The following is a 13,585-nucleotide window of genomic DNA, read 5'->3' on the forward strand; positions in this document are numbered from 1 at the left end:
GAGGAGTTGCGGTCGCGGGTGCGCGCGGCCTATCAAGCGATCGGCGTCGGCGTCACGCTCGGCGACCCGGCCGGGCACGGGCTGCCCGCCAGCACGCCCATCACCGGCGAGGTGCTGTTCACCGTCGGCCACACCACGCCCGAGCAGGCCCGGGCGATCATCGCCGACGCCGCCGACGCGTTCTCGGCGTGGCGCGCCACGCCGGCCCCGGTGCGCGGCGCGCTGGTGGCCCGCCTCGGCGAGCTGCTCACCCGCCACAAGGACGACCTGGCGACGTTGGTGACCGTCGAGGTGGGCAAGATCGGCTCCGAGGCGCTCGGCGAGGTGCAGGAAATGATCGACGTCTGCCAGTTCGCGGTGGGCCTGTCGCGCCAGCTGTACGGCCGCACCATCGCGTCCGAGCGCCCCGGGCACCGCCTGCTGGAGACCTGGCACCCGCTCGGTGTGGTCGGGGTGATCACCGCGTTCAACTTCCCGGTCGCCGTGTGGGCGTGGAACGCCGCCGTGGCGCTGGTGTGCGGCGACACCGTCGTGTGGAAGCCGTCGGAGCTCACGCCGCTGACGGCGCTGGCCTGCCAGGCGCTGATCGGCCGCGCGGCCGCGGACGTCGGGGCCCCCGCCGCGGTCAGTGGCCTGGTCCTGGGCGAGCGCGACCTCGGCGAGCTGCTGGTGGACGACGACCGGATCGCGTTGGTGTCCGCCACCGGTTCGGTGCGCATGGGCCAGGCCGTCGGCCCCCGGGTCGCCGCGCGCTTCGGGCGGGCCCTGCTGGAGCTGGGCGGCAACAACGCGGCCGTCGTCACGCCGTCGGCCGACCTGGACCTGGCCGTGCGGGCCATCGTGTTCGCCGCCGCCGGCACCGCCGGGCAGCGCTGCACCAGCCTGCGTCGGCTGATCGTGCACCGCTCCGTGGCCGACGAGGTGGTCGCCCGGGTCGTTGACGCGTGCGGGCGGCTGGCGATCGGCGACCCGTCGGCGCCGGGCACGCTCGTCGGCCCGCTCATCCACGAGACCGCCTACCGCGACATGGTCGGGGCCCTCGAGCAGGCGCGCGCCGACGGCGGCGAGGTCTTCGGCGGCGAGCGCTTCCATCTCGGCGGGGATGCCCACCCGAGCGCCTACTACGTCGAGCCGGCCGTCGTCCGCATGCCGGCACAGACCGACATCGTGGCCACCGAGACGTTCGCGCCGATCCTCTACGTGCTGACCTATGACGACCTGGGCGAGGCGATCGCGCTCAACAACGCTGTGCCGCAAGGACTTTCGTCGGCGATCTTCACCACCGACCTGCGCGAGGCCGAGCGCTTCCTGGACGAATCCGATTGCGGCATCGCCAATGTCAACATCGGCACGTCGGGCGCCGAGATCGGCGGCGCGTTCGGCGGCGAGAAGCAAACCGGCGGCGGGCGGGAGTCCGGCTCGGACGCGTGGAAGGCCTACATGCGCCGAAGTACCAATACCGTCAATTATTCTGACGCGTTACCGCTGGCGCAGGGCGTGACGTTTGGTTGAGCCAATGTGGCGGGCGTCTCATACCGTGTGAGTACTATCTGACACATGCCGACAGCCAGAAGGCGGTTATCCCCTGAGGATCGCCGCGCAGAGCTGCTCGCTTTGGGGGCAGAGGTCTTTGGGAAGCGACCCTATGACGAGGTCCGCATTGACGAGATAGCCGAACGCGCGGGCGTGTCCCGCGCGCTGATGTATCACTACTTCCCGGACAAGCGGGCGTTCTTCGCCGCGGTGGTCAAGGACGAGGCGGACCGGCTCTACGACGCCACCAACAACCCGCCCGAGCCCGGCATGACGATGTTCGAGGAGATCCGGACCGGCGTGCTGGCCTACATGGCCTATCACCAGTCGAACCCGGAGGCCGCCTGGGCCGCGTACGTCGGGCTGGGCCGGTCGGACCCGGTCCTGCTCGGCATCGACGACGAGGCCAAGAACCGCCAGATGGAACACATCATGTCGCGGATCGGCGAGGTCGTGAGCGGGATGCCGGACACCAGCGCGCTGGAACCGAGCGTCGAGCGGGACCTGCGGGTGATCATCCAGGGCTGGCTCGCGTTCACCTTCGAGATCTGCCGGCAGCGGATCATGGACCCCACCACCGACGCCGACCGGCTCGCCGACGCCTGCGCGCACACGCTGCTCGACTCCATCGCCCGGGTGCCGGAGATCCCGCCGGAGCTGGCGCACGCGATGGCGACAGCGAGGCTGTGAGAAGGCGCTCGCCGACCGATTTGTCGGTGCCCGTTGGCACCATGGTTGGGTGAGCACTCGCACCGACTCCCGGTCACCCGACCCGTTGGGCCGGTTCAGCGCGGCCACCCGCGAGTGGTTCACCGGCACGTTCGCCGCCCCGACCACCGCGCAGGCGCAGGCCTGGGAGGCCATCGCCGACGGCGACAACACCCTGGTGATCGCGCCGACGGGCTCCGGCAAGACCCTCGCGGCGTTCCTGTGGGCCCTAGATAACCTCGCCTCCCTGGCTAACCCCGCTTCCCGCGCCGGGGCGGCCGAGCGGCCGGCCGGCACCCGCGTGCTCTACGTGTCGCCGCTCAAGGCGCTGGCGGTGGACGTCGAACGCAACCTGCGCACCCCGCTGGCCGGGCTCACCCGCATCGCCGAGCGGCACGGCCTGCCCCCGCCGGACATCAGCGTCGGGGTCCGCTCCGGCGACACCCCGCCCGCGACCCGCCGGCAGCTCATCGCGCACCCGCCCGACGTGCTGATCACCACCCCGGAATCGCTGTTCCTGATGCTGACGTCGGCAGCCCGGGAAACCCTCGCGGGCGTTCAGACCGTGATCGTCGACGAGATCCACGCCATCGCCGGCGGCAAGCGCGGCGCCCACCTGGCGCTGTCCCTGGAACGCCTCGACGACCTGCGCTTCGCCTCGTCGCAAGCGCCGCCCGCGCAGCGCATCGGGCTGTCGGCCACCGTGCGCCCGCCCGAGGAGCTGGCGCGCTTCCTGTCGGGCGCCAGCCCCGCGACGCGGACACGGGTGGTGGCGCCGCCGTCGGCCAAGACCATCGAGCTCACGGTGCAGGTCCCGGTGCCCGACATGGCCAACCTGGCGAACAACTCCATCTGGCCCGACGTCGAGGCCCGGCTGGTGGACCTGATCGAATCGCACGGCTCGACCATCGTGTTCGCCAACTCGCGGCGGCTGGCAGAGCGGCTCACCTCCCGGCTCAACGAGATCCACGCCGAACGCGCCGGGATCTCGCTGGACACCGACCCCAACCCGAAAGTGGCCGGCGGCGCCCCGGCGCACCTGATGGGGAGCGGCCAGAGCTTCGGCGCGCCGCCGCTGCTGGCGCGCGCCCACCACGGCTCGGTCAGCAAGGAGCAGCGCGCGCTGGTCGAGGAGGACCTCAAACGCGGACTGCTCAAGGCGGTGGTGGCGACCTCCAGCCTGGAGCTGGGCATCGACATGGGCGCCGTCGACCTGGTGATCCAGGTGGAGGCGCCGCCGTCGGTGGCCAGCGGGCTGCAACGGATCGGGCGGGCGGGCCACCAGGTCGGCGAGGTCTCGCGCGGCGTGCTGTTCCCCAAGCACCGCACCGACCTGATCGGCTGCGCGGTGACCGTGCAGCGCATGCTCGACGGGCAGATCGAGACGATGCGGGTGCCCGCCAACCCGCTGGACATCCTGGCGCAGCAGACCGTCGCGGCCGCCGCGCTGGAGCCGCTGGACGCCGACCGGTGGTTCGACACCGTGCGGCGCGCCGCCCCCTTCGCGACCCTGCCCCGCAGCGTGTTCGAGGCCACCCTGGACCTGCTGGCCGGCAAGTACCCGTCCACCGAGTTCGCCGAGCTGCGCCCGCGCCTGGTCTACGACCGCGACACCGGCACGCTGACCGCGCGGCCCGGTGCGCAGCGGCTGGCCGTCACGTCCGGGGGCGCCATCCCGGACCGCGGGCTGTTCACCGTGTATCTCGCTTCCGAGGCCGAAAAGCCTTCGCGGGTCGGCGAACTCGACGAGGAGATGGTGTACGAGTCCCGACCGGGCGACGTGATCTCGCTGGGCGCCACCAGCTGGCGGATCACCGAGATCACCCACGACCGGGTGCTGGTGATCCCCGCGCCGGGACAGCCGGCCCGGCTGCCGTTCTGGCGCGGCGACGACGTGGGCCGCCCGGCCGAGCTGGGCGCCGCGCTCGGCGCGTTCACCGGCGAGCTGGCCGGCCTCGGCCGCCAAGCCTTCGATAATCGTTGCGCCGCTTTGGGTTTCGACGCATACGCGACCGACAACCTGTGGGGGCTGCTGGACGAGCAGCGGACCACGGCCGGGGTGGTCCCCACCGACACCACCCTTTTGGTCGAGCGGTTCCGCGACGAGCTCGGCGATTGGCGGGTGATCCTGCATTCGCCGTACGGGCTGCGGGTGCACGGGCCGCTCGCGCTGGCGGTGGGCCGTCGGCTGCGCGAGCGCTACGGCCTCGACGAGAAGCCGACCGCCTCCGACGACGGCATCGTGGTGCGCCTGCCCGATACTTTGGACGAAACCCCGCCCGGCGCAGAACTTTTCGTCTTCGACGCCGACGAGATCGACCCCGTCGTCACCGCCGAGGTGGGCGGTTCGGCGCTGTTCGCGTCGCGGTTCCGGGAGTGCGCGGCCCGCGCGCTGCTGCTGCCGCGCCGCCACCCCGGCCGCCGCTCGCCGCTGTGGCACCAGCGCCAGCGCGCGGCCCAGCTGCTGGACGTGGCGCGCAAATACCCCGACTTCCCGGTGGTGCTCGAGGCCATTCGCGAATGCCTGCAGGACGTCTACGACGTCCCGGCGCTGACCGCGCTGATGGCCGGCATCGCCCAGCGCAAGGTGCGGGTGCTCGAGACGGAAACCGCGCGGCCCTCGCCGTTCGCGGCGTCGCTGTTGTTCGGTTACGTCGGCGCCTTCATGTACGAGGGCGACACCCCGCTGGCTGAGCGCCGGGCCGCCGCGCTGTCCCTGGACAGCACGCTGCTGGCCGAGCTGCTGGGCCGCGTAGAGCTGCGGGAATTGCTCGACCCGGACATCATCGCCGCGACGGGCCGGCAGCTGCAGCACCTGTCGGCGGACCGGGCCGCCCGCGACGCCGAGGGGGTCGCGGACCTGTTGCGGCTACTGGGCCCGCTGACCGAGGACGAGGTCTCCGCCCGGGCCGGCGGCGCCGACGTCGGGGGATGGCTGGAGGGCCTGCGGGCCGCCCGGCGCGCGCTGACCGTACCGTTCGCGGGCCGCAGCTGGTGGGTGGCCGTCGAGGACATCGGGCGGCTGCGCGACGGGGTCGGGGCGGCGGTCCCGCTGGGCGTCCCGGCCGCGTTCACCGAGGCGGTGGCCGACCCGCTGGGCGAGCTGCTGGGCCGCTACGCGCGCACGCACACCCCGTTCACCACGGCCGAGGCCGCCGCCAGGTTCGGCCTCGGGCTGCGCGTCACGGCCGACGTGCTGGGCCGGCTGGCGGCCGACGGCCGGCTGGTGCGCGGCGAGTTCGTCGCCGCCGAACCGCCCGGGGGCGCCGGCGGCGAGCAGTGGTGCGACGCCGACGTGTTGCGCATCCTGCGGCGGCGTTCGCTGGCGGCGCTGCGCGCGCAGGTAGAGCCGGTGAGCACCGCCGCCTACGGGCGGTTCCTGCCGGCCTGGCACCACGTGTCGTCGCCGCAGTCGGGTCTCGACGGCCTGGTCGCCGTGATCGATCAGCTGGCCGGCGTGCGGATGCCGGCTTCGGCAATCGAACCGCTCGTGCTGGCCCCGCGGGTGCGCGACTACTCCCCCGCGATGCTCGACGAACTGCTCGCCGCCGGCGAGGTGACCTGGTCGGGCGCCGGGTCGATATCGGCGGGCGACGGCTGGATCGCGCTGCACGCCAGCGATTCCGCTCCGCTGACGCTGGCCGGCCCCGCCGAGCTCGACTTCACCGACGCGCACCGCGCGATCCTGGACACACTGGCCGGGGGCGGCGCCTACTTCTTCCGCCAGCTGGCCCAGGACGCGATCCCCGAGTCGGAGCTGAAAACCGCGCTGTGGGAGCTGATCTGGGCCGGCTGGGTCACCGGCGACACGTTCGCCCCGGTGCGCGCCCTGCTGACCGGCGCCGGGGCCCGTAAGCGATCCGTCCCCGCGCACCGCACCCGCCGCCCGCCGCGGCTGAGCCGCTACAGCGTCGCATACGCCCAGCACCGCAGCACCGACCCGGCGGTGGCCGGGAGATGGTCGGCCCTGCCGGCGCCCGAGCCGGATTCCACGCTGCGGGCCCACTACCAGGCCGAGCTGCTGCTGGGCCGCCACGGTGTGCTGACCCGGGGCGCGGTGGCGGCCGAGGGCGTGCCGGGCGGATTCGCGACCCTCTACAAGGTGCTGAGCACGTTCGAGGAAGCCGGCAGGTGCCAGCGCGGCTACTTCGTCGAGTCGCTGGGCGGCGCCCAGTTCGCCGTCGCGTCCACCGTCGACCGGCTGCGCAGCTACACCGACGACGTCGATCAGGAGCGCCCGGAGTACCGGGCGGTCGCACTGGCCGCCGCCGATCCCGCCAACCCCTACGGCGCCGCCCTGCCCTGGCCCGCCTCGAGCGCCGAGGGCGCGCGCCCCGGCCGCAAGGCCGGCGCCCTCGTCGTGCTGGTGGACGGCGAGCTGGCCTGGTTCTTAGAGCGCGGCGGCCGATCGCTGCTGACGTTCACCGGCGACCCCACGGCCGCCCATGCGGCGGCCGTCGCGCTGGCCGACCTGGTCGCCGCCCGGCGCGTCGCGTCGATCCTGGTCGAACGCATCGACGGCACGCCGGCGCTGCAACCCCAGGCCGGGGGACCGAACCCGGCCGCCGAGGCGCTGGCCGAGGCCGGGTTCGCCCGCACCCCACGCGGAATGCGGCTGCGATAACCCATGCCCGAGGGCGACACCGTCTGGCACACCGCCGCCGTGCTGCGTGAGCACCTGGCCGGACGCACGCTGACGCGCTGCGACGTGCGGGTGCCGCGGTTCGCCACCGTCGACCTGACCGGGCAGGCCGTCGACGAGGTGCTCAGCCGCGGCAAGCACCTGTTCATCCGGGTGGGGCGGGCCAGCATCCACTCGCACCTGAAGATGGACGGCAGTTGGCGGGTCGGCGGGCGCCCGGTGCGGGTGGATCACCGGGCGCGGATCATCCTGGAAGCCAACGGCATTCGCGCGGTCGGCGTGGACCTGGGCGTGCTGGAGATCCTGGATCGGGACGCCGACCAGGACGCGGTCGCGCACCTGGGACCCGACCTGCTGGGCCCGGACTGGGACGCCGACCTCGCCGCCGCCAACCTGGCGGCGCACCCGGACCGGCCGATCGCCGAGGCGCTGCTGGACCAGCGGGTGCTGGCCGGCATCGGCAACGTCTATTGCAACGAACTGTGTTTCGTCAGCGGCCGCCTGCCCACCGCGCCGGTCTCCGCCGTCGCCGACCCGCGCCGGCTCGTCGCTCGTGCCCGAGACATGCTGTGGGCCAACCGCTTCCGCTGGGACCGCTGCACCACCGGCGACACCCGGCCGGGCCGGCAGCTGTGGGTCTACGGGCGCGCCGGGCAACCCTGCCGTCGCTGCGGCACCCGCATCCGCTACGACGACGGCGGCGATCGGGTCAGGTATTGGTGCCCCTCCTGCCAGGTCGGCATGCAATGATCTCTGTGCACCGCGGGCCGGACGGGCCCCATCACAACCGGACGGGAGGTCCCAGCGATGACGACCACCCGAACGCGCCTATCGGTCGGCCTCGCCCTGGCCATGCTCAGCCTCGCGGTGGCGGTCTCGCCGGCCGCGCGCGCCGACGCGGTCGACAACCTGTTCGTCACGGCGGTGAAGAACAAGGGCATCGAGTTCGCCACCCCGCAGGCCGCGATCGTCGCCGGTCACGAGGTCTGCGACGAACTCGACATTGGCAAACAGAAGTCCGACATTGCCTCCGAGGTGATGACGAACAGCAATTTGGACGGCTACCGAGCCGGCTTCTTCATCGGCGCAAGCATCGCCGCGTACTGCCCGCGGTATCGCGGGTCATGAGATCGCGTCGACCGCGGTCGACAACCGGGACTTGAACTCCTGCGGAATCGGGACGTACCCGTTGTCGGCGAGGCCGTCCTGGCCGGCCCCAATCGTGCTCTGCAGGAACGCCTTTACCGCCGCGCCGACCTGCGGGTCGGGATATTTCGAGCACACGATCTCATAGGTCGCCAGTACGATCGGGTACGCGTCGGGCTGGTTGGGGCGGTAGAACGAGATGGTGTCGAGGGCGAGGTCGTTGCCCTTGGCGATGAAGAAGGCCGACGAGATCGTCTTGCCCACGGATTCGGCACTGATCGTCACCGGGTCCGGGCCGGCCGACGTGAGGACCTTGGCCGTGTTCAGGTGTTGCGCCTGGGCGAACGACCACTCGACATAGGTGATCGCCCCCTCGGTGGTCTTGACGGCGGCCGCGGCGCCGTCGTTGCCCTTGGCCCCCTCGCCGACACCGCCGTTGAACGTCTTGCCGGCGCCCTTTCCCCACGCGCCGTTGGACGCGCTGTCGAGATACCGCTGGAAGTTGTCCGTGGTGCCGGACTCGTCGTTGCGGAACACGACGCGAATCGGCTCGGCCGGCAAGGTGACGCCGGGGTTGAGCGCCGCGATCGCCGGATCGTTCCAGCCGGTGATGCCGCCGCTGAAGATCCGGGCCGCGGCCGCGCCGTCGAGGTTCAGGGCGCTCACGCCGTTGACGTTGTAGCCGATGACGATCGGGCCGAACACCACCGGCAGGTTCCACGCGGGCGAGCCGCAGCGCTGCTGCGCGCGTGCGTACTCTTCCTTGCTCAGCGGCGAGTCCGAGCCGGCGAAATCGGTTTGATTGCCCACGAATTCGCCGATGCCGGCGCCGGAGCCGTTGGGCGTGTAATTGAGGGACTGGCCTCCGCAGGCCTGTTCGAAGGCCTTGACGAAACGGGTCATCGCGTTCGCCTGGGCGGTGGAGCCGCTGGCCCGCAGAGTCGGCTTGCCGCCGCAGGCCACCTTCACCGGCGGGCTGCTCGTGCCGCTTGGACCGGTGGCGTGGTGGTCGCTGCCGCACGCCGACAGGATCACCGCACCGGCGGCCAGGACCGCCACCGCCGCACCAAATCGATTGGGTTTCAAAGGGATGCCCTCGTCACGGCCATGAAGCATACTAACCGCTTCCGCTAGTTCCGGCCGTGCGCGAGGAAAAACTGGGCGATGACTTCCGAGGCGTCCAGGGCGCGCGAGGTGCGCCCGATGATCGCCTGGGGCAGATACTGCTTGCCCCCCGGCCAGGTGTGCCCGCCGTTGTCGATCCGGTAGAAGATCACCTCGGTGGACGCCGCGCAGGCCGCGGAATCGAAGCGGTGCACGACGGTGCCGTCGCCCACGCCGGGCAGCACCTGCGTCGACGGATCGCCCTGGCACCCATCGGCCGAACGCCAGGTGTCGACCATGCTGTTCGCCGAGATGGAATGGCTGACCCCGCCCCGTCCGCGCACGTTCCCGCCGTTGAACGGCACCAGCGGGTCGGCGGTCCCGTGGGCCGCCAGCACGGACACCGGACGCGACGGGTGGCAGGCCACGCCGGCGCCCAGCGTGCCGGCCACCGGCGCGATCGCGGCGAACACGTCGGCGCGGTCACAAGCGAGCCGGTTGGACATGAAGCCGCCGTTGGACATGCCGGTGGCGAAGACGTGCCCGGGCGCGATGTTGTAGTCGCTTTGCAGCTTGCCCGCCAGCGCGACCAGGAACGCGACGTCGTCGACGTGGTGACGATCGGCCGGGGACGCTCCCCGCCCGTCGGCCCAGCTCTTGTCGTAGCCATCGGGATAGGCCACCAGCAGGTTGTTGGCGTCGGCGACGGCGTCGAAGTCGGTCAGGCCCTGCTGGCCGGTTCCGGTGCCGCCCCCGCCGTGCAGGCTGAGCACCAACGCGACGGGCTCGCCGGGCGGCACGTGCAACGTGTAGGTGCGGTCCATGCCGCCGGAACGCAAGGTGCCGGCCAGATCCCGGGCGCTGGCCGCCGAGACGTGGCGCACGTCACAGCCCGCGACGCCGACCGCGCAGGCCGCCAGCACGAGGAGCGAAAACCAGCGCGGGTAGGGCCGGCGGGAACCATTGTTGCGTTGTTCGCAATATCCGCGATGATTAGATGATGGCGAGCTGTAACCTGCTTGCAACGTTGGCGGCCGAACCTTCAGTCGTCAAACAACGGAACTTCAGAACCTTGGGGGTATTAGAAATGACGAGTACCGGTACCCGCAAGCCTCGCCGGCTGCTGCCGCTGTTGGCTGCCGGCTTCATCCCGGCGGTCGCGCTGCTCGGTCCGGTGACGGCGGCCCCGCCGGCTTACGCCGACGGCACCGACGACGCGTTCATCACGGCGCTGCACAACCACGGCATCGAGCACGAGTCGCCCAAATCCGCGATCGCGGCCGGGCATTTGGTGTGCCACCAACTCGATATGGGCAAGACGCAGGAACAGATCGCGACCGACGTGATGAACAGCAGCGGCATCGACGGTGACGACGCCGGCTACTTCGTGGCCCTGGCCGAACGCGCGTACTGCCCGCAATACGCGGACGTGCCGTCGTAACGGCATAACGCCGGTTCAAATCGCAGAATCCGGCGGCCCGAACGCCTTTCGTGTCGCCCTGATTTCAATTCGTCGATCGCCGCATTGTGCAAAGCTGTAATGTCCGACAATTCGCGGCTCGGCAATGGTGCCGACGAGGGAGGGAGGCGAAATGACGATCGCCCGCATCGCCCTCCTGGTCGTGCTGGCCGCGTTCGCTCCCTTGGCGGCCACGGCCGCGGTCGCACGCGCCGACGCCGCCGACGACGCGTTCCTGGCGGCGCTCACCGCCAAGGGCATCCATTTCGGTTCGCCCGACAAGGCCTTGATCGCCGGCCACGAGGTCTGTGACGAGCTGGACACCGGGCGGACGGTGAACCAGGTCGCGTCCACCGTGATGAGCAACAGCAGCCTCGACGGCTACCACGCCGGCTACTTCGTCGGCGCCAGCATCCGTGCGTACTGCCCCAAGTACGCGTCCTGACCTCACAGCGACGGTGCTTTTTTCTTAACGTGACGGCAACGCGCACGGTCGCTCTCACGAGATCTGCCGGCCCTACACTCCCGCTATCACCTACCAGCTCGGAGAACTGATTACGTGGTATCGAGAATTTTAGTTGGCGCCGCAGTCGCAGTCGGGATGGCGATTTCGGTAGCTTCACCGGCCGGCGCCGACCCCAGCGTGTTCAACGATCTGTCCTGCAGCTGCCCGCAGACGGTCTCGAACGGCGGATCCTCCGTCGCCGACCAGATCAACCGGGGCATCCAGTCCGGCCTCGGCGGCGGGAACGTCGCCCGCGCCCAGCAGTAGCGGCCTTCAGCCCGCGGCGCCGCGCCCGACGGCCTGCACCGCCGCGTGCTCGTGCAGCGCCTGTTCGGCGTCCGGGTGAACGGGTTTGAGGTCGAACACGACGTCCTTGACCGTCCCGGTGAACGCGTACGGTGCCCTGTCCTCGTAGTCGCGGTCCACGACGAGGCCGTTGTCGCGCCCGATGTCCATCCCCGCGTACGACGTGAAGGCCAGCGGCACCGTGTTGGCCATCGAGCCCTCACCGATCAGCCGGTCGTCGGCCCAGAGCGTCACCCGCCCACCCGAACCCGGGACGGGTTGATCGGATTCGAAGAGCATGCGCACCGTGACGTCCCCGGTGGGAATCGGCTCGGTGGACACCTGCTTGTAGGTGTCCACGCCGAGGAACGAGTACGTGTGGCGCAGCCGCCGGCGCTCGTCGACCCATAGCGCGAACCCGCCGATGAAGTCGGCGTCGGCGACGATCACGCCCTGCGCGCCGTCGTCGGGAACGACCAGCCGCGCCTCGATCGCGTAGGAGCGCCCGAAGATCCGGGGCACCATGCCGCGCTGAATGTTCTGCACGTCGCCCTTGAAGGTGAACCGGGTGGTCGTCGGCAGCGGCGGCAGGCTGCCGAACATCACCGCGAGGCCACCCAGCAGCGGCAGCACCCGGTTTCGTTCGGCCTCCTGCCACCAGAGCCGGGTGAGCTCGGCGACCTTGTCGGGATGCTCGGCGGCGACGTTGCGCGCCTGGGAGAAGTCGTCGGGCAGGTAGTACAGCTCCCAGACGTCGCTGTCCGGGTCGTACGTTCCGGGCGCGAACCGCGCCAGCGTTTGGGGTGAGAGGTCCCACGGCGCCTTATCCAGCCGGGTGCACGCCCACCACCCGTCTTGGTAAATGGCCCGGCTGCCGAACATTTCGAAGTACTGCACCGTGTGGCGCTCTTCCGCCGAGGGGTCGTCGAAGGTGTGGACGAAGCTGGTTCCGTCCATCGCTTCCTGCTCGAAGCCGTCGACGCTGACCGGCTGCGGTAAACCGATGGCCTCCAACACCGTTGGCGCGATGTCGATGCAGTGGGTGAACTGGCCGCGGATCGCGGCGTCGGGACGGATCCGGCTCGGCCAGGCGACCACCATCGGGTCGCGCGTGCCGCCGAGGTGGCTGGCCATCTGCTTGCCCCACTGGAACGGGGTGTTGTTGGCGTGCGCCCAGGCGCTCGCGAAATGCGGTGCGGTGAACTCGTTTCCGAGCGCCTCGATTCCCCCGTACTGCTCGATGAGCTCGAGTTGACGGTCGGCGTCGAGCAGCACCCCGTTCAGGAACGTCATCTCGTTGAACGAGCCGGTGACGGTCCCCTCCATGCTGGCGCCGTTGTCGCCCCAGATGTAGAAGACCAGTGTGTTGTCGGATTCGCCGAGATCCTCGATCGCGTCGAGCAGTCGGCCGACGTTGCAGTCCGCGTTCTCGGAGAACCCGGCGAACACCTCCATCTGGCGGGCGAAGAGCTTCTTCTGGTTGTCCGACAGGCCGTCCCACGCCGGGAACAAATCGGGCCGCTCGGTCAGCTGCGCGTCGGGCGGTATCACGCCGAGCTGCTTTTGGCGTTCGAATGTCTTGCGCCGGTAGACATCCCAGCCCTCGTCGAATTGACCCCGGTATTTGTCGGCCCATTCGGCGAACACGTGGTGCGGCGCGTGGGTGGCGCCGGTCGAGTAGTACATCAGCCAGGGCTTCTCGGCGTCCTGCGCCCGCACGGCGTGCAGCCATTCGACGGCCTTGTCGGTGAGGTCGTCGGGGAAGTAGTAGGGCCGGCCGTCCTTACCCTGGGGCACGCCGATGACGGAGTTGTCCTGGGTGATGATCGGGTCGTACTGGCCGGCGGCGCCGGACAGGAAGCCCCAGAAGTGGTCGAAGCCCCAGCCCACCGGCCAGTTGTCGAACGGGCCCGCCGCGCCCTGGACGTTGTCCGGGGTCAGGTGCCACTTGCCGAAACCGCCCGTCACGTAACCGTTGTCGCGCAGGATGCGGGGCAGCGCGGCGCAACTGCGCGGCCGGACCGACGAATAGCCCGGGAAGGGGCCGGGGAACTCGGTGACCGAACCGAACCCGACCCGATGGTGGTTGCGCCCGGTCAGCAGCGCCGCGCGGGTCGGCGAGCAGACCGCGGTGACGTGAAAGCGGTTGTAGGTCAACCCGTTGCGGGCCACCCGGGTCAGGGTCGGGGTCCGGATGGCGCCG

The 13,585-nt window shown here is 70.9% G+C and carries 11 protein-coding genes; 8 read left to right on the forward strand and 3 right to left on the reverse strand.

Annotated elements, in window-relative coordinates:
* Positions 1-18 precede the first annotated feature (18 nt).
* The 5 genes from N415_RS22565 to N415_RS22585 are packed head-to-tail and all read left to right on the forward strand — an operon-like array spanning position 19 to position 8,011.
* A complete protein-coding gene (locus N415_RS22565) occupies positions 19-1,512 on the forward strand; it encodes an aldehyde dehydrogenase family protein (RefSeq protein ID WP_152531531.1) in 1,494 nt (497 codons plus the stop codon).
* 45 nt (positions 1,513-1,557) lie between these two features.
* A complete protein-coding gene (locus N415_RS22570) occupies positions 1,558-2,223 on the forward strand; it encodes a TetR/AcrR family transcriptional regulator (protein ID WP_068112546.1) in 666 nt (221 codons plus the stop codon).
* 49 nt (positions 2,224-2,272) lie between these two features.
* On the forward strand, positions 2,273-6,865 hold the full coding sequence (locus N415_RS22575) for an ATP-dependent helicase (protein ID WP_068186911.1): 4,593 nt from the start codon (positions 2,273-2,275) through the stop codon (positions 6,863-6,865).
* 3 nt (positions 6,866-6,868) lie between these two features.
* Entirely contained in the window at positions 6,869-7,633 is a 765-nt protein-coding gene (gene nei2, locus N415_RS22580; RefSeq protein WP_068186913.1) for an endonuclease VIII Nei2, read from the forward strand.
* 57 nt (positions 7,634-7,690) lie between these two features.
* Positions 7,691-8,011, forward strand: coding sequence for a DUF732 domain-containing protein (locus N415_RS22585; protein ID WP_068186915.1), 321 nt, complete (start codon positions 7,691-7,693; stop codon positions 8,009-8,011).
* Here the strand turns inward: N415_RS22585 and pstS are convergent.
* Both pstS and N415_RS22595 read right to left on the reverse strand, forming a co-directional pair.
* On the reverse strand, positions 8,006-9,115 hold the full coding sequence (gene pstS, locus N415_RS22590) for a phosphate ABC transporter substrate-binding protein PstS (RefSeq protein ID WP_068186929.1): 1,110 nt from the start codon (positions 9,113-9,115) through the stop codon (positions 8,006-8,008). The genes N415_RS22585 and pstS overlap by 6 nt on opposite strands.
* A gap of 44 nt (positions 9,116-9,159) precedes the next feature.
* A complete protein-coding gene (locus N415_RS22595; RefSeq protein WP_068186916.1) occupies positions 9,160-10,056 on the reverse strand; it encodes a PHB depolymerase family esterase in 897 nt (298 codons plus the stop codon).
* 164 nt (positions 10,057-10,220) lie between these two features.
* Between N415_RS22595 and N415_RS22600 the strand changes: the two genes are divergently transcribed.
* The 3 genes from N415_RS22600 to N415_RS32000 all read left to right on the forward strand — a co-directional run bounded on the left by N415_RS22600 (position 10,221) and on the right by N415_RS32000 (position 11,364).
* Entirely contained in the window at positions 10,221-10,574 is a 354-nt protein-coding gene (locus N415_RS22600) for a DUF732 domain-containing protein (RefSeq protein ID WP_068112563.1), read from the forward strand.
* 151 nt (positions 10,575-10,725) lie between these two features.
* A complete protein-coding gene (locus N415_RS22605) occupies positions 10,726-11,037 on the forward strand; it encodes a DUF732 domain-containing protein (RefSeq protein ID WP_068186918.1) in 312 nt (103 codons plus the stop codon).
* 156 nt (positions 11,038-11,193) lie between these two features.
* Positions 11,194-11,364, forward strand: coding sequence for a hypothetical protein (locus tag N415_RS32000; protein ID WP_161630340.1), 171 nt, complete (start codon positions 11,194-11,196; stop codon positions 11,362-11,364).
* A gap of 6 nt (positions 11,365-11,370) precedes the next feature.
* Here the strand turns inward: N415_RS32000 and N415_RS22615 are convergent.
* Positions 11,371-13,585: arylsulfatase (locus N415_RS22615; RefSeq protein ID WP_068186931.1), on the reverse strand; the 2,215-nt coding region annotated here is incomplete at its 5' end.

It is taken from the genome of Mycobacterium sp. UM_CSW, from assembly GCF_000455205.1.
Taxonomy (GTDB): Bacteria; Actinomycetota; Actinomycetes; order Mycobacteriales; family Mycobacteriaceae; genus Mycobacterium.